This is a genomic window from Castellaniella denitrificans, from assembly GCF_027214045.1.
In the GTDB taxonomy this organism is placed as follows: domain Bacteria; phylum Pseudomonadota; class Gammaproteobacteria; order Burkholderiales; family Burkholderiaceae_B; genus Castellaniella; species Castellaniella denitrificans_A.
This window is the reverse complement of record NZ_JAPWHE010000009.1, coordinates 84,480-108,522: the sequence shown is the minus strand read 5'-3', so window position 1 is coordinate 108,522 and position 24,043 is coordinate 84,480. Positions and strand designations below refer to the sequence as shown.

The window sequence follows — 24,043 nt, the reverse complement described above, 5'->3', positions numbered from 1 at the left end:
ATAGGAGTCCATCGTGGAAAAAGTGGAAAAGGCCCGGGTGATCCGTGTGCATGGGCATGGCGGTCCGGAACTGATGCGGCTGGAAGAGGCCGACGTCCCGCCTCCCGCACCGCACGAAGTCCGCATCCGCCAGAAGGCGGTCGGCCTGAATTTCATCGACATCTATTGTCGCACGGGGCTGTACGCGCATCCGCTGCCGCACGGCCTGGGGTTCGAGGCCTCCGGCGTGGTCGAGTCGGCGGGGGCGGATGTCCGCCATCTGCGCGCGGGCGATCGCGTGGCCTACGGGCAAAGCCCCATCGGCGCCTACGCGGACCTGCGCAACGTGCCGGCCGATCGGGTTGTCCGGATTCCCGACAGCGTGGGCTTCGAGCAGGCCGCCGCGCTGATGCTCAAGGGCCTGACGGTGCAGTACCTGTTCCGTCAGACCTACCGGCTGCAGGGTAACGAGACGATCCTGTTCCATGCCGCCGCGGGCGGCGTCGGGTTGATCGCCTGCCAGTGGGCCAGGGCGCTGGGCGTGCGCCTGATCGGCACCGCGTCCACCCCGGAAAAGGCGGCGCTGGCGCGCCGCCACGGCGCCTGGGAGGTGATCGACTCCAGCCGGGAAGACATCGTCGCGCGTGTCAAGGAACTGACCGAGGGCCGCAAGGTCCCGGTGGTCTATGACGGCGTGGGCAAGAGCACCTGGGAAATCTCGCTGGACTGTCTGCAGCCGCGGGGGCTGATGGTCAGCTTCGGCAACGCGTCCGGGCCGGTCGAGGGCGTGAACCTGGGCGTGCTGGCGGCCAAGGGTTCGCTGTACGTCACCCGGCCGACGCTGGCCACTCACGTGCCCACCGCCCAGGCCATGCAGGCCGCCGCCGACGAACTGTTCGAACTGGTGACGGCCGGCAAGCTGGACATCGTCATCGGCCAGCGCTTCGCCCTGGCGGACGCCGCGCGGGCGCACGAAGCGCTGAATGCGCGCGGCACGACGGGCGCGACGGTGCTGACCCTGGATTGATCAGGCTTCCTGGTGGTAGCGTTGCAGGCGTTCGACTTCCTCGCGTGAACCCAGGATGACGCCGACGCGCTGGTGCAGGGCGTCGGGCTGGATGTCGAGGATGCGGCCGGCGCCGTCGATGGCGCGCCCGCCCGCCTGCTCGACCAGGAAACTCATGGGGTTGGCCTCGTACATCAGGCGCAGCTTGCCCTTGCGGCCGGAGGCGCGTGCGTCGCGCGGGTACATGAATACCCCGCCGCGCGTCAGGATGCGGTGCACATCGGCCACCATGGACGCGATCCAGCGCATGTTGTAGTTCTTGCCCAGGGGGCCGGTCTCGCCCTGCAGGCATTCGTCGATGTAACGGCGCACGGGCGCTTCCCAGTGCCGCAAGTTGGACATGTTGATGGCGAATTCCGCCGTCTGTTCCGGCAGGCGGATGTTTTCGTGCGTCAGCAGCCAGGAGCCCATTTCGCGATCCAGCGTGAAGCCCATGACGCCTGCGCCCACGGTCAGGACCAGCATGGTCTGCGGGCCGTAGATGGCATAGCCGGCGGCGACCTGGCGGGTGCCCGGCTGCAGGAAGTCTGCTTCGGAGATTTCCCGTCCGGCGGCCTCGGCGGGCGCCTGCAGCACGGAGAAGATCGTGCCGATGGACACGTTCACGTCGATGTTCGACGAGCCGTCCAGGGGGTCGAACAGCAGCAGGTTCTGGCCCTTGGGGTAGTGGTTCGGGATGCGGTGGATGGTCTGCATTTCCTCGGAGGCCATGGCCGCGAGGTTGCCGCCCCATTCATTGGCTTCCAGCAGGATTTCGTTGGACAGCACATCGAGTTTTTTCTGCACTTCGCCCTGGACGTTCTCCGTGCCCAGACTGCCGAGCACGCCGCCCAGCGCCCCCTTGCTGACGGCGTGGCTGATCGCCTTGCAGGCGCGCGACACGGTTTCGATCAGCAGGCGTACTTCGGCCGAGACGGCCTTGTGTTCGCGCTGTTGTTCGACCAGATACTGGGTCAAGGTCTTGTATTTCAAGGCAGTTCCTTGGAAAAAATGGAATCAGTGAATGTAGCGCCGCTTGGCGCGGGCCGTACCCGTCGGCGTCCATCTCGGGGCTCGCATGCCGCCCGGACCCGCCTGACGTGGAGGGCCATGAGGACCTCTCCAAGTCAGCACGCATCGCGGGCCAAAAAGGCATGCTAGGCGGCAAGTGCTTTCGAGACGATCTCGCGGACGTTGCGCGACAGGTCCGGCGCGTCCAGCACGCGGCGCAGGGCGGCCTGCATGCCGGCGCGGGCGACGGGTTCGTGGCGCGCCCAGTTGTCGAAGGCGCGCGACAGCCGCGCGGCGACTTCCGGGTTCAGGGCGTCGAGCGCCAGCACCTGTTCGGCCCAGAAGTCATAGCCTTCCGGAGTGTGCAGATTGCCGGGGTTGTCCAGGCAGAAGCGGAATACGACCGCGCGTGCGCGGTTGGGGTTGCGCAACGAGAAATCCGGCAGGGCCATCAGGGCGCGCACGGCGGCCACGGTGCAGCCCGGCGCGCTGGCCTGGGCGCCGAACCACCGGTCCAGCACCAGCGGATTGTCGCGCCAGCGCGCGTGGAAGTCGGCCAGCGGGTCCGCGGCGGCCTGCGGGGCGTGCTGCAGCAGAGCGGTGAGCGCGCCCAGGCTTTCGGTCATGTTGCGCGCCTGGCGGTATTGCGCCAGGGCCAGCTCGACGGCGTCCGGCGCCTGTCCGGCCAGCAGATTGTCCAGGGCCAGATTGCGCAGGGCGCGGCGACCGGACGCGACCGGGTCCGGCGAGTAGGGGCCGCCGTCGTCGGCCAGGTCGTCATAGGTGGCTCTCCAGGGATCGGCCAGCCGCGCGCCCAGGGTTTTCCGGATATGGGTCCAGGCCGCCACGGCCGCCCGGGGATCCATGGGCTCGCCTCGGTCGATGACCTCGCGCACGGCCGGCAATGCCAGCAGCCGCGCACGATAGGCGGGCGACAGTTGTTCGTTTTCCAGCGCGGCGCGCCAGATGTCCAGCAGCATACCCGGCGCCGGCCCCGGGCCGCCGTCGCGGTCGGCCTCGATGCGGGCTTGCAGGTGGCGATGGGCGGTTTCCTGGACGGCGTCCCAGCGGGCGAAGGGGTCCGGATCGCGGCGCGCCAGCAGGGCCAGATCGGCCTCCGAGCGGTCGGTTTCCAGGATGACGGGCGCGGAGAAGCCCCGCAGGAGCGACAGCACGGGCGCACGCGGGATGTCCGCCAGAGTCCAGGTCCGGCTGGCTTCACGCAGTTCCAGGACGATGGTGTCCCGGGGTTCGCCTTCCCATGGAATGGGCATGGGGGTGCCTTCCGCGTCGATCAGGCCGATGGAGACGGGAATGTGCAGGGGGGGCTTTTCGGGCGGCGGGGATTGCCGGGCCTCCAGGCCCGCCGGCGCGCAGTGCTGTTCCAGCGTGATGCGGCAGGCGCGGGTGGCGGGATCGTAGGTCGAACGCACCCGCACGCGCGGCGTGCCGGCCTGGGCGTACCATCGCCGGAAGACGGAGAAATCCTGGCCCGGGTGCTGTTGCGCATAGACGGATTCCATGGCATCGACGAAATCGTCGCAGGTGACCGCCCGGCCGTCATGCCGGCGGAAGTATTCGTCCATGCCCGCGCGAAAGCCCGCCTCACCCAGCAGAGTGTGCTGCATGCGGATGACTTCCGCGCCTTTTTCGTAGACCGTGGCGGTGTAGAAATTGCCGATTTCCTGATAGCTGTCCGGCCGGATGGGGTGCGCCATGGGGCCGGCGTCTTCCGGGAATTGCGCCAGCCGCAGGGTGTGCACATCGTCGATGCGCTTGACGGCCCGGGCACTGGCGGCCTCGGCGGGGGGCAGGCCTTCGGCCAGCATGTCGGCGGAAAATTCCTGGTCGCGAAAGACCGTCAGGCCTTCCTTCAAGGAGAGCTGGAACCAGTCGCGGCAGGTCACGCGGTTGCCGGTCCAGTTGTGGAAGTATTCGTGGCCTATCACGGCCTCGATGCCGCGATAGGCGGCGTCCGTGGCGGTGGCGGGATCGGCCAGCACATAGGCGGCGTTGAAGATGTTCAGGCCTTTGTTTTCCATCGCGCCCATGTTGAAGTCACGCGCCGCGACCACCATGAAGCGGTCCAGATCGAGCTCCAGGCCGAAACGCCGTTCGTCCCAGCGCAGGGCGTTCGCCAGGCAGTCGAGCGCCCAGCGCGTCTGTTCCCGGTAGCCCTTGTCGCTGTAGACCTGCAACAGCACCTCGCGGCCGCTGCGGGTGGTTTCGGTGCGCTCGATGCAGTCGAAATCGCCGGCCACCAGGGCGAACAGGTAGCAGGGCTTCGGATGGGGGTCGCGCCACAGGGCCTGGTGGCGGCCGTCCGGCAGGCCGGCCTGTTCGATCAGGTTGCCGTTGGACAGCAGTTGCGGGTAGGCGGCCGGATCGGCGCGCAGCAGGACTTCGAAGCGTGCCATCACGTCGGGCCGGTCCGGGAACCAGGTGATGCGGCGGAAGCCTTGCGCCTCGCATTGGGTGAAGAGCTTGTCGCCCGAGACGTAGAGACCCATCAGCGTTGTGTTCTCGGCGGGGCGGCACAGGCTGACGATACCGATGGTGAAGGGCTTGCCGTGCCCTGGTGGAATCAGGCTGAGTATGCCGTCGTCCAGCCGATATTCGTCGGCGCTCAGCGGCCGGCCGTCAAGGCGGACTTCGACCAGTTCCAGATCCTCGCCCTGCAGCACCAGCGGCGTGCCCGGTGCAGTGTCGGGGGCGGGTTCGAAGCGCAGTTCGGAACGGACCTGGGTGGAATCCGCCGCCAGATCGAATTCCAGCCGGACCTGGGGCAGCCGATAAGGGTAGGGGGCGTAGTCCTGGCGGAAAATCGTGGGGGCGGTATCCGTGCGCATGGGGCTGTTTCCGAAAAACGTTTCGTGCACCCCCATTGTAGTCGGCCCGGTGATTCATGCCGACCCTGGCCGGGCTGTATCGGAGTGCAACGGCCGGCTGTTCGCGAAACGCGGCTGCGCCTATCATTGAGGCAGGATGGGCCCGGATGAGGCGGGCTCCCGGAATCGGGATGGTGCATGCGATGAAGGGCGGTATGGAAACGGCGGCGATGGGGCGCGGATGGGGGCGTTGGTTTTACGGCTTGTGCCTGGCGCTGATGCTGGGTGGATGCGCGTCGGTGTTTTCAGCCCAGGTCACGCGGTATCAGCAGTGGCCGGAGAATGCCCAGGGGGCGACCTACTGGATCGAGGCGGACGAATCGCAGCGCAATAATCTTCAGTTCCAGACCTATGCCGACTCGGTGCGCGCCGCATTGGGTCCGACCGGTCTGGTGGAAGCCCGATCGGCCGGCGCCGCCCGTTTCACGGTGCACATGGAATATGGCAGCCCGCTCGAACGCGAGTGGCGCCAGGAATTCGTCGATCCCTATATGTATCCGGGATTTTACGGGCCATATGCCGGCTTTCATCATCCCCGCTGGGCCTGGGGGATGGGGCCGGCGATCCAGAACGTCGCGGTCGACGTGTATCGTCTGACCTTGTCGGTGCGGATCGACGATCGGTCGCAACAAGGACGCGAGGTCTACCGCGCCACGGCGGTGGCATCCAGTCGCCAGGATCAACTGGGCGCGGCCATGCCATATCTGGCACGCGCCCTGTTTGATCGTTTTCCCGGCCGGAATGGCCAGGTCGTCGAGGTGCGGTATCCTGTGAAATGAATCCGCGCAGGCGGATCAGGATGCGATCAGGAACGTGTCGCGCGGGGTGCCGGCGGCTTCTGCGTCGGTGATCCAGCGCGGCGCCTTGCCGCGGCCAGTCCAGGTGGCCTGGGTTTCGGGATGACGGTATTTCGGTGCGATCACGCGTTTGGATGCGGTGCCGGTTTTACGCTGGGCGGTGGCCGAAGGGGTGCGGACGGTCGATTTGCGGTTGAAGGCCGCGGCGATTTCTTCGGGGCTGATATCGTATTGGCGCATCGAACGCACGATTTCGGCGATCTTGGGCTTGCGTTCCTTGGCCTGCAGCGTCTGGATCTTTTTCTGGAGCTTGGCCATTTCTTTTTCGAGGCGGGATTTTTCGGTGTTATAGCTGGTACGGGTCATTCATGGCTCCGTTCGAGGTCGATCGATATGATGGCCGTATTCAAAAATGATTTGATTTTGAATACGGCCGTTGATTTTAATCTTATTTCAATGAATGTGCGCAATATCCGTCATTTCGAACTGTGACCATGCGGCGGCATTCATCCGATAATCGGAGCATTCATGAACGATCAAGCCCGTTCGATGCGGGTCGCGGCAGTGCAGATGGTATCCGGCTTGGCGCTGTCGGATAATCTCGAACAGGCGGCGCGGGGCATTGAAAATGCAGTTTCCGGTGGCGCATCGCTGGTGGCGCTACCTGAATATTTTTGTTTCATGGGGCGTCGCGATACCGATAAATTGCCGTTGGCTGAAACGGCGGGTAACGGACCGGTCCAGGCGTTTCTCGCGGATCAGGCGCGGCGCCACGGCATCTGGCTGGTCGGCGGCACGCTGCCTTTGCGCAGTCCGGACGCGGACCGTGTCTATAACACGTGTCTGGTTTACGATCCACTGGGCCGGATATGCGCCCGCTATGACAAGATTCACCTGTTCAGTTTCCAGCGCGGGCAGGAATCCTATGATGAATCCCGCGCCATTCGTCCCGGGGATGAAGCGCCCCGGGTGTTCGATACGCCGTTCGGGCGCACGGCCCTGGGTATTTGCTACGACCTGCGGTTTCCCGAGTTCTTCCGTGCCCAGGGCGACGTGCGACTGATGGTGCTGCCGGCCGCTTTTACCTGGACCACGGGTTCGGTACACTGGGAAGTGCTGCTGCGCGCGCGGGCCATCGAAAACCAGTGCTATGTGCTGGCCAGCGCCCAGGGCGGCGCGCATGCCAACGGCCGGCGCACCTGGGGCCATTCGATGCTGATCGATCCCTGGGGCGAGATCCTGGATTGTCTGCCCGAAGGCCCTGGCGTTGCCGCCGGAACGCTGGACGCGGATCGTCTGGAGGCGGTGCGGGAATCATTGCCCGCGTTGCGTCATCGGGTCCTTTGAATGCAAAGCATACAGGCCGCGCGTCTGCGCGGCATGACGATCGATTGATGAATGGTGTCAGATGAAACTTGTTGAACCGGGCCTGGATGCCCTGAATACCGCCCGGACGCTGTTGCTGGAACCATGGGGGCTTGACGAATCCCATCTGGCGCGGGCGCTGTCCGATATTCACAGCCATCGGGTCGATTATGCCGACCTGTATTTTCAATACAGTTGCTCCGAAGGCTGGAGCCTCGAGGAAGGCATCGTCAAGACGGGCAGTTTCTCCATCGACCAGGGCGTGGGGGTGCGGGCCATCAGTGGCGAGAAAACCGCGTTCGCCTATTCCGACAGTCTTTCGCCGGAAGCCCTGATGTCCTCGGCGCGGGCGGTGCGCACCATTGCGCGTCAGGGCGCGGGCAGGCGACGTGTCGACGGCGGTACCGAGTCCCCGCATCATCTGTATGCGGCCGTCAATCCCGTGGACTCTCTGACTGCTCCGGACAAGGTGGCCCTGCTGGAACGGGTCGAACGCATGGCCCGCGCCGCCGATCCGGAAATCATCCAGGTCATGGCCGGCCTGGCGGCAGAATACGACGTCATCATGGTGGCCGGCAGTGACGGTCGGCTGGTGGCCGATGTGCGCCCCCTGGTGCGACTGTCCTTGACTGTCATCGCCGAACGCAAGGGGCGGCGGGAAATGGGTCATGGCGGAGGGGGCGGGCGCACCGGCCTGGCCTATTTCACCGACGAGATCCTGCGCGGCTATGTGGACCGCGCGGTGCACGAGGCCCGTGTCAATCTCGAAGCCCGGCCTGCGCCGGCCGGCCAGATGACGGTGGTGCTGGGTTCCGGCTGGCCCGGCATCCTGCTGCACGAGGCTGTGGGACACGGCCTGGAAGGCGACTTCAACCGCAAGGGCTCCAGCGTGTTCTCCGGCCGCATCGGCGAACGCGTGGCCTCGCGCGGCGTCACGGTGGTGGACGATGGCACCCTGGCGGACCGGCGCGGTTCGCTGAACGTGGACGACGAGGGGCACCCGACCCAGCGCAACGTCCTGATCGAGGATGGGATCCTGCGCGGCTACATGCAGGACTCCATGAATGCCCGTCTGATGAAGCAGGCCCCCACCGGCAACGGGCGGCGCGAATCCTACGCGCATCTGCCCATGCCGCGCATGACCAACACCTACATGCTGGCCGGCCGCGACGATCCCAAAGACATCATCGCCTCGGTGGACCGTGGTCTGTATGCCGTCAATTTCGGCGGCGGCCAGGTGGATATCACCAGCGGCAAATTCGTATTCTCGGCGTCCGAGGCCTATCTGATCGAGAACGGTCGTGTCACCCATCCCGTCAAGGGCGCCACGCTGATCGGCAGCGGTCCCGAGGCCATGGGCCGCATCGCCATGATCGGCGACGATCTGGCCCTGGATTCCGGCGTAGGCACCTGCGGCAAGGAAGGCCAGAGCGTGCCCGTCGGCGTGGGCATGCCGACGCTGCGCATCGATGGGCTGACCGTGGGCGGCACGGCGTAGTTCAGGTCTTTTTGCCGTCGGCCCCGCCCCGAGGCAGAAAGCGCCCCCTGGGGGGCCTTCAGCCAGCGCGGCCGAATACCTGGCGCAGGTAGGCCAGGAAAGTTTCGTCGGTGCAATGGACCTTGCCGGGGCTGTCGGGCAGTTTGGCGGTCGGCATGCCGTTGCACTCGAACAACTTCATGACGATGTTCAACGGCCTGGGCCCCAGGTCGTTGGTGAGATTGGTGCCGATGCCGAAGGCCGGTTGCACCCGGTCGGCGAAGTGGCGGTACAGCTCCAGCGCGCGTGGCAGGTCCAGCCCGTCCGAAAACACGAAACGCTTGCCGGCCGGGTCGATGCGCAGGGTCCGGTAGTGAGCGATCGCCCGTTCGCCCCAGACGAACGGATCGCCGGAATCGTGGCGCAGCCCGTCGAACAGTTTGGCGAAGTAGAGGTCGAAATCCGCCAGGAATGCATCCATGCCCACCACGTCGGTCAGAGCGATCCCCAGATCGCCCCGGTATTCCTGGACCCAGTCCTCCAGGGCGGCCCGCTGGAAATCGCGCAGCCGCACTTTGCCGAAGGCCTGGTAGGACTGCAGGTATTCATGCGCCATGGTGCCCACCGGCACCAGATCGAGTGCGCGCGCCAGGGCGACGTTCGAGGTGCCGGTGAGATGGCGCGGCGCTGCTTGTCGCAGCGTGCTCACGACCTCGGCCTGCCAGGCGCGGGAAAATCGCCGGCGCAGGCCGAAATCCGAGATCAGCAGCGGAAAGCGACGCGCCGGTTCGCGGTCGAATGCCCGCAGCAGGGCGATCTTGTCCCTCAGCCGGCGGCGGCCTTCCGCCAGCACGTCCGGGGTCTGATGACGGCGGAAATAAATTTCGTTGACGATGGCCAGGACGAAGATCTCGAAGGCCATGACGTGGACCTGGGGGCCGCGCGCCACGATCTGCAGCGTCCCGTCCTGGGTCGAGACCTGGATGAAGTGGCGCTGGAAATGGAACAGCGACAGGAAATCGACGAAATCGGATTTGATGTAGCGCAGTCCGCGCAGGTAGTCGAGCTCTTCCGGCAGAAAGCGCAGTGTGCAAAGATGGTCGAGTTGCCGCTCGATTTCCGGCGCCAGTTCCGCCAGCGGGTGTTCAGGTCGTTCACGGTTGATGAAGCGATACTCGGCCCGCGCCTCCGGGTGGCGGTGCAGCATGGCCTGCCACATCGTGAACTTGTACAGATCGGTATCCAGCAGGGATTCGATCACGGGGACGAAGGATTCGGTCGACATGCCTGGTGTCCTGTTTGACGCGTTTCATGTTAGCGGATTTCAAACGCTGGGCCGGAGTATAAGAAAAGAACGTTTTTCATCGAACAGGAGACATGAGTCATGGTAGTGGAATCTCTGGCGTCTTCCTCGGCTTACGGCTATCCCTTGTTGGTCAAGCAGATTTTTCTTTCGTCGCGGGCGACCGCCAGTGACCGCGAGATCGTCTATCAGGGACGCCGTTTCGGATATCCCGACTTTTTCGACCGGGTGGCGCAACTGGCGCAGGCGCTGGCCGAACTGGGCGTGCGACCCGGCGACACCGTGGCCGTCATGGACTGGGACAGCCATCGCTATCTGGAGGCGTTCTTTGCCGTGCCCATGATGGGCGCCGTGCTGCAGACAGTGAATGTACGCCTGTCGCCGGATCAGATCGCCTATACCCTGAACGACGCCGAGGCCGGGGTCCTGCTGATTCACGACGATTTCGTACCGCTCCTGACCGCGATCCGCGACCGCCTGCGGGCGGTCCGACGGGTCGTGTCGCTGACCGACGCGCACGATGGCGGGCGTTTCGGGCCGGATGGCGAATACGAGGCATTGCTGGCCCGCGCGCGGCCGGCGTTCGATTTTCCCGACCTGGACGAGGGGACACGGGCGACGACCTTTTATACGACGGGCACCACGGGAGAGCCCAAGGGCGTGCATTTCAGCCATCGCCAACTGGTCCTGCACACCCTGGCGGCTTCCTCCGCCTTGGGCAGCCCGGTGGCGCAGGGCCGCCTGCATCGCGACGACGTCTACATGCCGATGACCCCCATGTTCCATGTGCACGCCTGGGGGTTGCCCTATGTGGCCACTTTGCTGGGCCTGCGGCAGATCTATCCGGGGCGCTATGCACCGGAAGTCCTGCTGCGGCTGATCCGCGACGAAGGCGTGACTTTCTCGCATTGCGTGCCCACCATCCTGCACATGCTGTTGAACCATCCCGACGCCGCCGAAACCGATCTGTCGGCCTGCAAGCTCATCATCGGCGGTTCGGCGCTCCCGCAGGGCCTGGCCCGGGCCGCGCTGGACCGGGGGATCGACGTGTTCACCGGTTACGGCATGTCCGAGACTTGCCCGATCCTGACGCTGGCCCAGCTACGGGGCGGGGACGCGGACCCGGAAGCGCAGTTGCGCGACCGCACGCGCACCGGCTACGCGCTGCCGCTGGTGCAACTGCGTGTGGTGGATGACGATCTGCGCGATGTGCCGGGCGATGGCGTCAGCGTGGGCGAGATCGTGGTGCGCGCGCCGTGGCTGACCCAGGGCTATCTCGGCAAGCCGGAAGCGTCCGAGGCCCTTTGGCGGGGCGGCTGGCTGCATACGGGCGATATCGGGACACTGGACGCGCGAGGCATGCTGACCGTCACCGATCGTCTCAAGGACGTCATCAAGACGGGCGGAGAATGGGTGTCGTCGCTGGCGTTGGAGGATGTGATTTCCCGCCATCCGGCCGTCACGGAGGTTGCCGTGGTGGCGGCTTCCGACGCCCGCTGGGGCGAGCGGCCACTGCCCCTGGTCGTGCTCAAACCCGGCCAGACTGCCGATGAGTCGGCCATCCGTGCGCATGTCCAGGCGGCGGTCGATGCGGGCGTCCTGTCGCGTTTCGCCGTGCCCGACCGGGTCCGGTTCGTGGACAGCCTGCCGCGCACCAGCGTGGGCAAGTTGAACAAGCGCGCCATGCGCGAAGCCTTGTAGCGTCGCGCGGGCCGTAAAAATCAAAGCGCCAGCCCGAATGGGCTGGCGCTTTGATTGATATGCCTGGTGCCGGCTAGAGGAGTCGAACCCCCGACCTTCTCATTACGAATGAGCTGCTCTACCAACTGAGCTAAGCCGGCGATGGCGAACGCGCTGGCATTCCGCCGATTCGGTGACAAAGCACGTTCATGCCCATCACCAAAGCCAAGCATTGTACATGAATTTTTCTTCGGATTGGAAGAGGCTGCATGGCAACACGCCGGTGCGATGTGTCGGCATAATACCGTCGAATGTCGAATGCCCATTTTGAGCGAGGTCGGGATGAGTTGGGTCCAGGGATTGATGGTGGCGGCAGCGGTGCTGCCTTTTGGGGCGGCCCTGGCGGCCAAGGCCGGAGGGCGCCGGTTCGACAATGAGGATCCACGCCCCTGGCTGGCTGCCCAGCAGGGCTGGCGGGCGCGTGCCAATGCGGCACAGGCGAACCTGTTCGAAGGGCTGCCGTTTTTCTACGCGGCGGTGTTGTATGCCTTGTACGCCGGCTCGCAGCCGGACCGGCTGGCGAGCTTGATGGGCGCCTGGGTGGCTTTGCGGGTGTTGTACGTGCTGGCCTATATCCTGGGGCGTGGCACGGTGCGCTCGCTCATCTGGGTGGCGGCGCTGGCGGTGAATCTGACGATCCTGTGGGCTTGATCTCGCGGAGCCCCTGCTGGTGCAGGGCGATCGCGTCGGGGAACAGGTCCCAACTGGCCATGCACAGTGCGGCGAACAGCGGACCGATGACGAAGCCGTTCAGGCCGAATACCGACAGGCCGCCCAGGGTGGAAATCAGCACCACGTAGTCGGGCAGTTTGGTGTCCTTGCCCACCAGGATGGGACGCAGGAGATTGTCCAGCAGCCCGATGACCAGTACGCCGAACAGGATCAGGACGATGCCCTGCCACAGGGCGCCGGTGACCAAGAAGTAGATCGCGACCGGCACCCAGATCAGCGAGGCGCCCACGGCGGGCAGGAGGGACAGGAAGGCCATCATCACCCCCCAGAAGAGTGATCCCTGGATGCCCAGGAAGGTGAACATCAGGCCGCCCAGCAAACCCTGGGCGGCGGCGATGACGATATTGCCCTTGACCGTGGCCCGCACCACGGTGGCGAATTTCTGGAACAGGCCGTGGCGGTGCGAGTCCTCCAGCGGGATCAGGCGTTTCAGGCGGGGCACGATGTCCGCTCCGTCGCGCAGCAGGAAAAACAGCAGATACAGCATGACACCCAGGCCGACCACGAACTGGAAGGTGTTCTGTCCGACGCTGACCGCCTGCTTTGCCAGGAACTGACTGGCCTGCAGCGCGCCGGTCGAGAGTTTTTCGCGGATGCTGAGCAGGTCGCCCAGGCCGAAGGAATTCAGCCAGCCATGCACGGAAGGCGGCAGGGCGCCGACGATCTGCTCGTAGTAGCCGCCCAGGTTCAACTGGCCGGAATTGATGCGGGTGTACAGCCCGGCGACCTCGTTGGCGAGGGAGGCGGCGATGAACAGCATCGGCAGGATCACGATCAGGGTGATGCACAGCAGTGTCAGGAAAGCTGCCAGGCTGGGGCTGCGTCCGCCCAGGATGCGCAGCAGGCGCCGATGCAGGGGGCTGAAGATCACCGCGAGTACGCCGCCCCAGAAGATCGCCGCATAGAAAGGCAGCAGAATGCTGATAAAGGCGATCGAGACGGCGGTCAGCAGCAGCAGGAAGCTGCGGAAGTGCAAAGTGGGCATGGTCGTCGGGCCGTGGTGTCGGGGAGAATGCGGTGTCAATGGCGCCTGGCGTTGCGGATGCGGTAGGCGATCGCGCCGATGATCAGCGCCGCCAGCGGTGTGCCGGCCAGCAGCGCCGTGCGGGGCTGCAGTTCGAAGCCCAGCGTGAGGATGCCCTGATACAGCAGCTTGAACAGGCTGAACAGATAATAGCTGATGGCGATGATGGACAGACCTTCCACTGCTTTCTGGATCTTGATCTGGGTTTCGGCGCGGGTGCTCAGGCTTTGCAGGATCTGGCTGTTCTGCTCCTCCATTTCGACCTGGACGCGGGCCTGGAGCAGATTGCTCAGGTGGGATACGGCGCTGCCGATGCGGCCGAGGCGCTGGTCGGTGGAGGCGCAGTAGCGCACCGTGGGGCGGAAGCGCTGAGCGATGAAGGTGCCCAGTTGCTGGCAGTCGCCGGTGCGGCTTTCGTGCAGTTCCGCGATGCGTTCGAACACCAGTTGGGCATAGGCTTCGGTGGCGCTGAAGCGCAGCCGTGTGCGGGCGCTGGTCTGGGTGATCCGGGCGGACAGGCGGGTGATATGTTCCAGCAGTGCCTTGATGTCCTGGGCTTCGGCGCGGGCGTTGGCGTCGGACAGGGTGGCCAGTTCCTGTTCATACTGGCGCAGTTCAGCGCCCAGGGCGCGGGCGACCGGCAAGGTCAGGGACGCCATCAGTCGGTAGGTTTCGACTTCCAGCAGGCGGCGCACCATGCGGCCCAGCCGCCGGCCGTCGAACTGCCGGTTGAGCACCAGCATGCGGTTCAGCCCGTTGCCGTTCAGCCGCAGATCGCTCCAGACGGTGGCCTTGTCGTCGTCCAGGCTGGAGCCGACCGGGTCCTTGAAGCCATAATCGTCGATCGATCCGCGCCATGTGGCCTCGGATTCCACGCAGACCTGATCGGCGTTGATCAGCAGGGCGCTGTGGGTTTCGGCGACCTCGGCCAGTACAGGGGGCAGGGCGGCCCACGGCGTGGCCTGCGTGCCGGGCATCACCAGGGTCAAGGTCAGGAATTCAGTGTGCCGCTCCCATTTTAGCCGCGCGCCGCCCACCGGGAATTCGCCCTGGGGCAGAGTGGGGTCGGCCAGCGCCACATGACGGTCGCACAGTGAGCGGACGATGGTTTCCGCCGCCTCGTTTTCGTCGAGGAAAGCCAGGTGAAAGACCTGGGCCGGCGCGTCGAAATACATCGAAGGACGGGCGTGCAGTTCGTTGTGCAGGGCGTGTCGGTGTGGGTGCATGCGGGGGGAGGGGCGGGACGGAAAGCGGAAAAGAAACCCAGTGTATCGGAAGTCCCCGCGCGGGAGTGTGAAAAACGGGAAACGCCTCGGGCGTGGTGGCCGCGAGGCGTCGAAGAGAGCCCGGACGCGTGCGAGACTGTCGCGTCCGGGGAGGTGGGGGCTCAAGCCGGGGTTTTGGGTGCCTTGGCGCGGTGCGCCTTCACGCTCTTCTGATGGCTCGTCGTCGCTTTGGCGCGATGGGTGGCCATTTTCTTGCCGGCATGCTGCGGGGCGGATTGCGCGGCGGGTTGGCCGGCGGGTGTGTTGGCGGCAAAGGCGGATGCCGTGGTGAGTCCGAGGGCGGCGGCCGAGCAGGCAAGCAGGAAGGCAATGCGGGAACGTGTCGTCATGACATCAACTCCAGAGAACGCCCAGGCACCCTTGTGCCCGGGCCGGTGGCGGACCACCTGATGCTCAGAGCATCCGGCGGGGGGGGAAGTTCGTCCCGCCATTTCCGCCTTTTGTAATGCCGTGTTTCGCCGCAGGCCGTCTGGGGAAGCGCGGAATCAGGCGCGGCGCGGGTTTCCGTCGAACGATCCGTCCGGACCGGATGCAGGTGATTACGAGGCTGACGGCGGGTTGAACGCCGGCGCTTCTTCGCGAGGGCTCGTCACGAATCGACGATAATCTCCGGCAGGACGGCGGACAAACCGGCAGGGGGAGGCCGACCGGAAGGAGAACAGGAAATGGACCGGATGCGTCTGGACAAGTGGCTGTGGGCCGCCCGTTTTTACAAGACACGCAGCCTGGCGGCGCACGAGATCGGCGCTGGCCGGGTGTTGGTCGGCGGCCAGGCGGCCAAGCCGGCCCGTGAGATCGCCGCCGATGATTTGGTTGAAGTGCGCCGTCCGGGCCAGCCGCCGTTGCAGGTCCGGGTGCGTGCTCTCAGCCTGGTGCGCGGGCCTGCGCCTCAGGCCGCGCTGTTGTACGAGGAAACCGCGGAAAGCGTGACGGCCCGGGAACACGCGGCTGAACTGCGCCGTCTGGCGCCCGAGCCCGCCCGGGAGTTCGAGGAGGGCCGGCCCACCAAACGCGACCGGCGGCAGATGGACCGATGGCGGGGCCGGTGAGGCTCCTGGCGAAGTAAAGCCCCCATGACCCAGCCGCTATCCTTTTCTTTGCAACTCCTGTGTATTCCCGCTTTGTCTTGCGCGGGTGTCTATCCGAAATACGCCGACTGTTTCGATGGCTCGTTGCGCGACAGCCTGAATCTCATGAACAGTGGCTGCCATGGCGCTGGAGAAGCGAGCATTCTCCTGAGTGCTTTGATCGATTTCGTGTACCGCTGCGCTGATCTGTGAAATGCCAGTAAGCTGTTCAGACATGGATTTTTCGATTGTTTTCATCTCATGGTGAACGTCCCTGATTTTGCAAACTGTCTCTTGCATGATCGCGAGCGTCGATTCGGTCTTTTCGTGCCCGTCCTTGATCCGGAGCCGGGTATCATCAATCAGCGCTGTAATTTCAGCGGCTGCGCGGGCGGTTCGCTGAGCGAGCGCCCTGACTTCTGACGCGACGACGGCGAACCCTTTGCCAGCCGTCCCCGCTCTGGCGGCTTCGATCGTGGCATTCAACGACAGGATATTGGTTTGGAATGCAATGGCGTCGATCGTCCTGGTGATGTCCCCGATACGATCCGATGCTTGGTGAATGGATTCCATGGTGAGTCTCAGCTCATCAAGTGACTTCGCCCCCTTGTCGGTTGTTGTAACGGCGGTGGCGGATGTGTTCGATGCGCCCGTAGCCGCCTCGGTGGTTGTGCGTGCAACGGAGGTGATTTGCTCCAGAGCGGTTGCGGTTTGTGCAAGATTCTCCGCCTGGTTCTCCGTGCGGCGAGCCAGTTCGGCGGTGCCGGCGGACATTCGGCTGACCATCGTGACGGTCTGAGTGTTCTGGTCTCGCGCATCGCGAACAACCGATTTCAGGTTGACGCTGACCTGCCCTAAAGCCCTGTGCAGTTGCCCATACAGATCATTGCGTGTACTCATGACTGTTTGAGTCAGGTCGCAGGCAGCGATCTGGTTTGTCGCGTCGATCAGCGCCTTCACGGGCGAGACTGTTCGGGACTGCATCATGAGGGCGGTGATTCCCAGCACAATCGTTGACGCCAGAATGCCCGCCCAGAATGGTATCGAGCCGGTCCCGGCGAGCCACATCGCAAGCCCAGTCGTCAGGCCCTGCATACACATCAATAGAAGCAAGGATGCGGACAGATCGGGCCGGAGCGCAGATTTGCCGAGCCGTCCCCACCAAGACCTCGTGATGATCTGGCCTTCACGAAATGTTGTGACGACACGGCCGTTTTCACGCTCCTGCCGCATGCGTGCAAACAGGGCGTCCGCGATGTCGATCTGCTCGCGCGAGGCCTCTGTTCGCACGGACATATAGCTCACCGGGATGCCGTTATCAAGCAAAGGCGTGACATTGGCGGTAACCCAATAATGAGAACCATCCTTGCGCCGGTTTTTCAGAGTGGCGGACCACATTTTTCCCTGCCGGATGGTGTCCCATAGATCGCGGAAGGCCTCTTCCGGCACATCGGGATGGCGGATGAGGTTATGAGGTTGGCCCAGTAGTTCTTCGGGTTCGAAGCCGCTGACTTTGATGAATCCCTCGTTGCAGTAGAGGATTCGCCCTTTCTTGTCCGTGACCGAAACCAAGGTGGCGCCGCTGGGGAAGGGATGCTCTTGGTTTGTAATGGGGAGGTTCAACCGCACTGGACCACCTCTATCCTTAAGTTAAACGTAAGAAATCCATGGTATTGAAACAAAACATCAGTGAAATGCTTTTATTGGACCGCTATTTCACCCTTATTCATCCCATGAAGGTCAAACCCTCAATCAATGTGTAAACAATTATTTCCGATCATGGATTCCTGCGAATGGCTGGGCAGGCGGATTGCTGTCCGCACCTCCCCCGTCGGAGTAAATCTGACTGTATCAACCCAGTTTTCGCAGGGGCTATTTGCTTAAAGTACAACAGATCCCGCAGCCTACCGAACGCAGCGAGCAGGCGCTGGAGTGACCTTGAGGAAAACGCGCTGTCCTATCTGGCCACGGCGCAAATCGCGCCTCTACTGGTCGAGTTGAGGCAATCAACAAATTCACATGTCGATCTGGTCTCGCGGATTTGCCTCCCCGCTGAAGCCCGATGGAGGAGGCCTGGCATCTGAGGCTGCAGCGGATTCGGCAAAGGCTGATTCAGTTCGCCCGTACGAAGGCAGGCAAAGCCCGAGCCATAACGCCAAGCGGCACGTGCATCATGCGCCGGACCATTAGGACACGGCCGGAACACCCAATCCGTTGAGCGTTCAATCCTGCGTTGGCACTTGGTTGACGGCCAGACGGCGAAAAGCAAAAACGCCACCCGAAAGGGTGGCGTTAAGTGCTTGATGCTGCTCGGTATTCTGTGGCTCCCCGACCAGGGCTCGAACCTGGGACCTGCGGATTAACAGTCCGTCGCTCTACCGACTGAGCTATCGGGGAACTGCGAAGAAGCGAAACTATAGCATAAATTTTGATGCGTGCGCAAAGTTCAATGCGCGCCAGCCGCCGCACCCGATCCGCCGTGGGCCGCCGACTTCGGCCGGGCCAGCCAGATGAGGCCGATCAGGACCAGGAAGATCAGCGCCGAAGCGTAGAAGATGTCGGTGGCCGACATCGTATAGGCCTGCTGGTTGATCACCCGGTCCAGCATGCCTGCGCCTTGCTGCGGATTCACGCCCAGGCCCTGCAGGCCGCCCATGATGTGATCGAAGGCCGGTTCGCCGGGGCGGGCGACTTCCGTCAGGCGGCTGTGGTGCAGCGTGGCGCGATTGTCCCAGATCGTGGTGGTGATCGAAGTCCCGAAGGCGCCGCACACGAGGCGGAAGAAGTTCGACAGGCCGGCGGCCGCGGGGATCCGGTCGGGGCTCAGCCCCGACAAGGAGATCGTCGTCAGCGGGATGAAGAACGTCGCCATGGCCGCTCCCTGGATGAAGGTGGGCAGCATCACGGCATACAGATCCACGCTAGTGTTGAACTGGGCGCGCATATAGCTGATCAGGGCGAAGATCAGGAACGCGATGGTGGCGATCGGACGCGGGTCGTGACGGGCCAGCAGCTTGCCCACCACCGGGGACAGGATGATGGCCAGGATGCCCACCGGCGCCGAGGCCACGCCCGCCCAGGTGGCCGTATAGCCCATGGTGTTCTGCAGCCACAGGGGCAGCAGCACGACGGTGCCGAAGAACACGCCGTAGGCGACCGACAGCGCGATGGTGCCGGAGGTGAAGTTGCGCTGTGCGAACAGGGTCAGGTCCACCACCGGATGCGCGGCGGTCAGTTCCCAGATCACGAAATAGACGAAGGCGACGACCGTGACCACGGCCAGCACGCAGATCAGCGGGCTGGCGAACCACTCGAGCTCCTTGCCCTTGTCCAGAATGAGTTGCAGGGCGCCCACCCAGACGACCAGCAGGAACAGGCCCATGCGATCGATGGGCAGGTTGACGCGGCGCGAGTCGCGCGCCTTGTAGACTTGCCACGAAGCCCATCCGGCGAGCAGGCCGATCGGCACGTTGATGTAGAAGATCCAGGACCAGGAATAGTTGTCCGAGATCCAGCCGCCCAGCAGCGGCCCGGCGATGGGACCGACCAGGATCGTCATGGACCAGAGCGCCAGGGCCATCCCCGCCTTGGCCCTCGGGTAGCTGGCCAGCATCAGGGATTGTGACAGGGGGATCATCGGCCCGGCCACGGCGCCTTGCACCACGCGGAAGAACACCAGGGATTCCAGCGACCAGGCGAAGCCGCATAACCAGGAACTGAGAACGAACAGCAGCACCGACAGCACGAACAGGCGCACTTGTCCGAAGCGCTGCGTCAGCCAGCCGGTCAGCGGCACAGTGATGGCGTTGGCCACGGCGAACGAGGTGATCACCCAGGTGCCCTGAGTGGCGCTGACCCCCAGATCGCCGGCGATGGTGGGGATGGAGACGTTGGCGATCGACGAGTCCAGCACGTTCATGAAAACGGCGGCCGACAGGGCGATGGTGCCGAAGGCGCGGGCGCTGCCTTCCAGGGGCGGGTAGCCTCCGGCGGGTGGCTGGGCCGGGGCGGTGGACGCGGCTTCCGGCTCCTTGCCGGTTGCGTCTTCCAGGGAAGCGGGCGTGGTGCTCATGAACCGATGTTGTCCTGGATGATCTGGTGGATGCGGGCGTCGACCTCGGACGGATCATGATCGTAGACCGGGGTGCTCAGGGCGGGCGCGCCCGTCCGCGCTTTTTCGTCCGGCTGCTTTTGGTCCGTCTCGGGCGAGGAGGACAGGTCGACCTCGACCGTCATGGACAGGCCCACGCGCAGAGGGTGTTCCTGGAGCTCTTTCGGGTCCAGGCGGATGCGCACGGGCACTCGCTGGATGACTTTGATCCAGTTGCCGCTGGCGTTTTGCGCCGGCAGCAGCGCGAAGGCGCTGCCGCTGCCGGCGGCGATGCCGACGACCGTGCCGTGATAGGTGACTTTGCCGCCGTACAAGTCGGAAGTCAGTGTGGCCTTCTGGCCGGGCCGCATGGCGTCGAGCTGATTTTCTTTGAAGTTGGCCTCCACCCACAGGCTGTCCAGCGGCACGATGGTCATCAGCGGCGAGCCCGGCTGAATCCGCTGCCCCAACTGGACGGATCGCTGGGCGACCATGCCGCCCACCGGAGCCAGGACACGGGTGCGCACGCTGGCCAGCCAGGCCTGGCGCACCTGGTCGGCGGCCTGCAGGACGTCGGGATGCGTGGCGACGGTGCTCCCCCGGGTCAGGGACTGGTTGGTGGCCAGTTTGGCGCGTGCGGCGGCCAGGCCGGCGCGTGCCTGGGCCAGGCCGGCTTCGGCGGATTTCACGGCGACCTGGGCGTGCAGCAGTTCTTCGCCGCTGACGCCGCCGGTGCCGCGCAGCGCATTGCGCCGCTGCAGGTCATTGCGCGCCTTGCTGAGCAGGGTTTCCGCCTGAGCGACGTTGGCCTCGCCCACGGAGACGTCGGCCGCCAGGGTGTCGTTCTGCACGAACAGGGTCTGGGTGTGGCGCACGGTCTGTGCCAGGGCGGCTTCGGCCTGGGCCAGCGCGATGTCCGTGTCGCTGCCGTCGAGGCCGACCAGGCGGGCGCCTTGATCGACGGTCTGGGTTTCCTCCGCGCCGATGGCGACCACGGTGCCGGGAATCTGGGCGCTGATCTGCACCAGATTGCCGTGGACGTAGGCATCGTCCGTGGATTCGTAATGGGCGGCGAAGAGCAGCCACCATACGCCGTAGAGCAGGGCGGCCAGGACGAAGATGCCGGTGGCCCAGAGCATCAGGCGGGTGCGGGCGGGTGAGGTGCTGGGGCTGGATGCGGTCATGATGCGGTCGAAGGAAAGTTCACGGTTGGTTCGAATGCGCGGCGGCGCTCGGCGCGTCGTCGTCCTGGACATAGCCGCCTCCCAAGGCGGTCGCCAGTTGCACGTCCAGGATGTAGGCGCGGGCATGCAGGTCGGTGGTCTGCACGGTCTGCTTCAGGGCTTCGCTCTGCGCCAGCAGCACCTGGACGAAATCGCCCAGGCCGGCCTTGTAACGGCTCAGGGCCACGTCGTAGGCGGAAGTGATGGCCTTCATGCTGGCCTCCTGATGACGGATCTGTTCATGCAGCGACCGGATGGAGTCGCGGGCGTCGGCCACTTCGCGCAGGGCGCCCAGAACGGTTTCGTTGTAGCGGGCGATGGCCTCGTCGCGCTCGGCGCGGCGTCCTTCCAGCCGGGCGTTCAGGCCGCCGGCATTGAAGATCGGCAGGGTGATCACCGGGCCGGCGCTGTAGTTCTCGCTGCTGCCGCGGACCAGTTTGTCCAGGCCCAGCGACAGGTAGCCGAAGGTGGCCGACAAGTCGATGTTGGGCAGGAAGTCGGCCTTGGCGGCGGAAACTTCGGCGCCGGCCGCTTCGGCCTGCAGGCGGGCGACCGTGATGTCGGCGCGCCGGCCCAGCAGGGCCATCGGCAGGCGCCCCGGGACGTCCGGTGGCAGCGCGGCGCCCGGACGCGCCGCCAGGGGAGGCAGTTGTTCGGGCGATTGCCCCAGCAGGGCGGCGAGCTGGTGATGCAGCAGTTGGGCATTGTTGCGCGCCTGGCTGAGTTGCACACGGGCGGAAGAGACCGCCGAGTCGGCCTGATCCACATCCACCTGGGTGCCCAGGCCGTTCTTGTAGCGGTCGCGGGTGATGTCCAGGGCTTCCTGCAGCTTGCTGGCGATGTGGCCGATGGCCTCGGCCTGGGCCTGTGCGTTCTGCAGTTGGAAGTAGGCCTGGGAAACCGCCGAGACCAGCAGGACGCGGGCCTGCTGGCGGCTGGCTTCGGCGGCGGCCGCACGCCGGCCGGCGGCGCCGGCCAGTGCGCGCCGGCGGCCCCACAGGTCCAGATTGAAGTCCAGTTGCAGCCCCAGGCCGGTGTCGGTCCGGTAGGAGCCGCCCAGAGGGGGCGGGTAGATGTAGTTTTCGCTGTAGCGCTGCCGGGTCAGGTGATAGTTGGCGTTGACCTGTGGCCACTGCACGGCGCGCGCGCCGCGCGCGGCGGCCTGGGCCGTGCGCACGCGGGAGGCGGCGGCGTCCAGGGACGGGTTGGCGCGCAGCGCCTGGTCGATCAGGCCGTTCAGTTGGTCGTCTTGGTAGCGTGACCACCAATGGTCGCCTGGCCAGGCGAGGGTCGTATCGGACAGCCCCAGCGTCTTGGCGTCAAGCGCCCGGGTGGCGGGCACGCCCGGATCCATGGGCGCACAGGCGGAAAGTGAAAGGGCGAGCAGCAGGGGGATGAGAGGTTTCATGCTGACAGGAAACTGAATATCATTGATAAGGTCTGTATCTGACTAGGCAAATATATGGTTGAAAACTCATGGCTGGCGCGTGGGGTCAGGGCTCCGGAGCGTGTTCGGCGGTTTGTTGCAGCAGGTGCTGTTCGCCGTTGACGATCATGCGTTTAAGCAGGGCGAACAGCATGGCGATCTCGGCTTCGGAGAAACCCTGCAGGTGGATGTTCAGTGTTTCAGCGATCGCGGGCAGGATGCGCGCGGCGACTTCACGGCCGCTATCCGTGAGCACGATCTTCACGACGCGGCGGTCTTCGGGCACGCGTTCGCGCCTCAGGAAACCTTTTGATTCCAGACGGTCCAGGGTGCGTGTGACGGCGCCGGTGTCCACGCCCATCGCCCGCGCCATTTCGGCCGGCGTATCGACGCCCTTGTGCTCGATGAGCAGCAGGGGGCGCCATTGGTTGGCGGTCAGGCCCAGCGGGATGGCCTTGAGATCGATGACCCGGTGCAGCAGGATGTGGACGTGCTTGATCAACAGGCCGATATTGCGGTCCGCGCCCAATTCCATCGGGCTGCCGCCATAGTGGCCGCAGGGCTGGCCGATCGGGGGGGTGTCTGGGATGTCGGGGGATTGCATGATGTTAAAATGCTACCACATCAATATCTGACTAGGCAAATAAAATGGCGATGCCCTCCCGCGGCATGTTCTGGACTGGTTTCGTGCTTGCCGGTCTCGGGGCCGTGCTGTTCTCGGCCAAGGCGATTGTCGCCAAACTGCTGTACCTGCACGGGGTGGACGCGTTGGACGTGATCGGGTTTCGCATGCTGCTGGCGTTGCCGTTCTTCGTCTGCATCGCGCTGGTCCAGATGTCCCGCGCGCGCAGGGGCTTGCTGGCGCGGCTGGACCGGCGCGACGGCCTGCGCATCGCGGTGCTCGGTTTCATTGGCTATTACCTGTCCAGTTTCCTGGATTTCATGGGACTGCAGTACATTTCAGCCGGACTGGAACGCCTGATCCTGTTCCTGTCGCCGACCTTCGTCCTGCTGTTCTCGGCCTGGTTCCTGCGCAAGCCGATCGCCGCGCGCCAGTGGCTGGCCATGGCGCTGGCCTATGGCGGGGTGGCGTTGGTATTCTGGGCCGACCTGTCGATCACGGGCGAGGACGTCGTCCTGGGTGCAGTCTGTGTGCTGGGCGCGGCGTTTTCCTATTCCATGTACCTGATCGGTTCGGGCGAACTGATCGAACGGGTCACGGCCACCCGGCTGACGGCCTATGCGATGACGGTGTCGGCCGGAGTGACGATGGTGCATTTTTTCGCGGTCAAGGGCCTGGCCGGGCTGGACCGGAGCCTGCCGGTCTATGGTCTGTCGCTGATTCACGCCACGGTGAACACGGTACTGCCGACATTCATGATCATGTGGTCGGTGGCGCGCATCGGCGCGCCGCTGACGGCCCAGTTGGGCCTGCTGGGACCGGTGTCGATCCTGTTTCTGGCCTGGCTGTTCCTGGGGGAACCGATCACGGGATTTCAGGTGGCGGGTACGGTTCTGGTGGCGATTTCGGCCATCGTGCTGGGACGCCGGCCCAAAGCGACGTCACAGCCCGGCGCGGCGCCATAGGGC

General features: G+C 64.9%; 20 protein-coding genes and 2 tRNA genes. 8 read left to right on the top strand and 14 right to left on the bottom strand.

Features of this window, described 5'->3' with window-relative positions:
* Window positions 1–10 precede the first annotated feature (10 nt).
* The gene (locus O4H32_RS12195) at window positions 11–1,006 is read left to right on the top strand and encodes a quinone oxidoreductase family protein (RefSeq protein ID WP_269359565.1); all 996 of its coding nucleotides are present in this window, start codon (window positions 11–13) and stop codon (window positions 1,004–1,006) included.
* Here the strand turns inward: O4H32_RS12195 and O4H32_RS12190 are convergent, their stop codons facing one another.
* Window positions 1,007–2,017, bottom strand: coding sequence for a class 1 fructose-bisphosphatase (locus O4H32_RS12190; protein ID WP_269359532.1), 1,011 nt, complete (start codon window positions 2,015–2,017; stop codon window positions 1,007–1,009).
* A 164-nt stretch (window positions 2,018–2,181) separates the two neighbouring features.
* Window positions 2,182–4,884, bottom strand: coding sequence for an aminopeptidase N (gene pepN, locus O4H32_RS12185; protein ID WP_269359530.1), 2,703 nt, complete (start codon window positions 4,882–4,884; stop codon window positions 2,182–2,184).
* A gap of 56 nt (window positions 4,885–4,940) precedes the next feature.
* On the opposite strand from pepN, the gene O4H32_RS12180 reads away from it, so the two are divergent.
* The gene (locus tag O4H32_RS12180; protein WP_269359528.1) at window positions 4,941–5,702 is read left to right on the top strand and encodes a DUF4136 domain-containing protein; all 762 of its coding nucleotides are present in this window, start codon (window positions 4,941–4,943) and stop codon (window positions 5,700–5,702) included.
* A 15-nt stretch (window positions 5,703–5,717) separates the two neighbouring features.
* On the opposite strand, the gene O4H32_RS12175 is transcribed toward O4H32_RS12180, so the two are convergent.
* Window positions 5,718–6,086, bottom strand: a complete 369-nt coding sequence (locus O4H32_RS12175) for an H-NS histone family protein (RefSeq protein WP_269359526.1) — start codon at window positions 6,084–6,086, stop codon at window positions 5,718–5,720.
* 162 nt (window positions 6,087–6,248) lie between these two features.
* On the opposite strand from O4H32_RS12175, the gene O4H32_RS12170 reads away from it, so the two are divergent.
* Both O4H32_RS12170 and tldD read left to right on the top strand, forming a co-directional pair.
* Window positions 6,249–7,067: a carbon-nitrogen hydrolase family protein gene (locus O4H32_RS12170; RefSeq protein WP_269359524.1), complete on the top strand. Its 819-nt coding sequence runs from the start codon at window positions 6,249–6,251 to the stop codon at window positions 7,065–7,067.
* A gap of 61 nt (window positions 7,068–7,128) precedes the next feature.
* A complete protein-coding gene (gene tldD / locus O4H32_RS12165; protein WP_269359521.1) occupies window positions 7,129–8,583 on the top strand; it encodes a metalloprotease TldD in 1,455 nt (484 codons plus the stop codon).
* A gap of 58 nt (window positions 8,584–8,641) precedes the next feature.
* On the opposite strand, the gene pncB is transcribed toward tldD, so the two are convergent.
* Entirely contained in the window at window positions 8,642–9,847 is a 1,206-nt protein-coding gene (gene pncB, locus O4H32_RS12160) for a nicotinate phosphoribosyltransferase (protein ID WP_269359519.1), read from the bottom strand.
* A 99-nt stretch (window positions 9,848–9,946) separates the two neighbouring features.
* Here pncB and O4H32_RS12155 point away from each other — a divergent pair, with 99 nt between their 5' ends.
* Window positions 9,947–11,566 carry a fatty acid--CoA ligase gene (locus tag O4H32_RS12155; RefSeq protein WP_269359517.1) on the top strand — a complete coding sequence of 540 codons (1,620 nt, stop codon included), beginning with the start codon at window positions 9,947–9,949 and terminating at the stop codon, window positions 11,564–11,566.
* 64 nt (window positions 11,567–11,630) lie between these two features.
* Here O4H32_RS12155 and O4H32_RS12150 read toward each other — a convergent pair.
* Window positions 11,631–11,706: transfer RNA gene (locus O4H32_RS12150), tRNA-Thr, on the bottom strand.
* Between the two features lie 181 nt (window positions 11,707–11,887).
* Here O4H32_RS12150 and O4H32_RS12145 point away from each other — a divergent pair.
* Window positions 11,888–12,256 carry an MAPEG family protein gene (locus O4H32_RS12145; RefSeq protein ID WP_407932655.1) on the top strand — a complete coding sequence of 123 codons (369 nt, stop codon included), beginning with the start codon at window positions 11,888–11,890 and terminating at the stop codon, window positions 12,254–12,256.
* Here O4H32_RS12145 and O4H32_RS12140 read toward each other — a convergent pair.
* The 3 genes from O4H32_RS12140 to O4H32_RS12130 form a co-directional block, all read right to left on the bottom strand.
* Window positions 12,207–13,322: an AI-2E family transporter gene (locus O4H32_RS12140; protein WP_269359513.1), complete on the bottom strand. Its 1,116-nt coding sequence runs from the start codon at window positions 13,320–13,322 to the stop codon at window positions 12,207–12,209. The genes O4H32_RS12145 and O4H32_RS12140 overlap by 50 nt on opposite strands.
* Window positions 13,323–13,357: 35 nt before the next feature.
* The gene (locus O4H32_RS12135; RefSeq protein ID WP_269359511.1) at window positions 13,358–14,587 is read right to left on the bottom strand and encodes a DUF3422 domain-containing protein; all 1,230 of its coding nucleotides are present in this window, start codon (window positions 14,585–14,587) and stop codon (window positions 13,358–13,360) included.
* Between the two features lie 161 nt (window positions 14,588–14,748).
* Entirely contained in the window at window positions 14,749–14,976 is a 228-nt protein-coding gene (locus O4H32_RS12130) for a hypothetical protein (RefSeq protein WP_269359509.1), read from the bottom strand.
* Between the two features lie 336 nt (window positions 14,977–15,312).
* On the opposite strand from O4H32_RS12130, the gene O4H32_RS12125 reads away from it, so the two are divergent.
* Window positions 15,313–15,696: an RNA-binding S4 domain-containing protein gene (locus O4H32_RS12125; RefSeq protein WP_269359507.1), complete on the top strand. Its 384-nt coding sequence runs from the start codon at window positions 15,313–15,315 to the stop codon at window positions 15,694–15,696.
* 36 nt (window positions 15,697–15,732) lie between these two features.
* Here the strand turns inward: O4H32_RS12125 and O4H32_RS12120 are convergent, their stop codons facing one another.
* The 6 genes from O4H32_RS12120 to O4H32_RS12095 form a co-directional block, all read right to left on the bottom strand.
* Window positions 15,733–17,343, bottom strand: coding sequence for a methyl-accepting chemotaxis protein (locus O4H32_RS12120; RefSeq protein ID WP_269359505.1), 1,611 nt, complete (start codon window positions 17,341–17,343; stop codon window positions 15,733–15,735).
* 692 nt (window positions 17,344–18,035) lie between these two features.
* Window positions 18,036–18,111 (bottom strand) — tRNA-Asn (locus O4H32_RS12115).
* A 49-nt stretch (window positions 18,112–18,160) separates the two neighbouring features.
* Window positions 18,161–19,786 carry a DHA2 family efflux MFS transporter permease subunit gene (locus tag O4H32_RS12110; RefSeq protein ID WP_269359503.1) on the bottom strand — a complete coding sequence of 542 codons (1,626 nt, stop codon included), beginning with the start codon at window positions 19,784–19,786 and terminating at the stop codon, window positions 18,161–18,163.
* Window positions 19,783–20,988, bottom strand: coding sequence for an HlyD/EmrA/EmrK family protein (locus tag O4H32_RS12105; RefSeq protein WP_269359501.1), 1,206 nt, complete (start codon window positions 20,986–20,988; stop codon window positions 19,783–19,785). The genes O4H32_RS12110 and O4H32_RS12105 overlap by 4 nt, the downstream gene beginning before the upstream one ends.
* Window positions 20,989–21,007: 19 nt before the next feature.
* The gene (locus O4H32_RS12100; protein ID WP_269359500.1) at window positions 21,008–22,435 is read right to left on the bottom strand and encodes an efflux transporter outer membrane subunit; all 1,428 of its coding nucleotides are present in this window, start codon (window positions 22,433–22,435) and stop codon (window positions 21,008–21,010) included.
* A gap of 85 nt (window positions 22,436–22,520) precedes the next feature.
* Window positions 22,521–23,057, bottom strand: a complete 537-nt coding sequence (locus tag O4H32_RS12095) for a MarR family winged helix-turn-helix transcriptional regulator (protein WP_269359499.1) — start codon at window positions 23,055–23,057, stop codon at window positions 22,521–22,523.
* Between the two features lie 44 nt (window positions 23,058–23,101).
* On the opposite strand from O4H32_RS12095, the gene O4H32_RS12090 reads away from it, so the two are divergent.
* The gene (locus O4H32_RS12090) at window positions 23,102–24,040 is read left to right on the top strand and encodes a DMT family transporter (protein WP_407932654.1); all 939 of its coding nucleotides are present in this window, start codon (window positions 23,102–23,104) and stop codon (window positions 24,038–24,040) included.
* The last annotated feature ends 3 nt before the right edge of the window (window positions 24,041–24,043 follow it).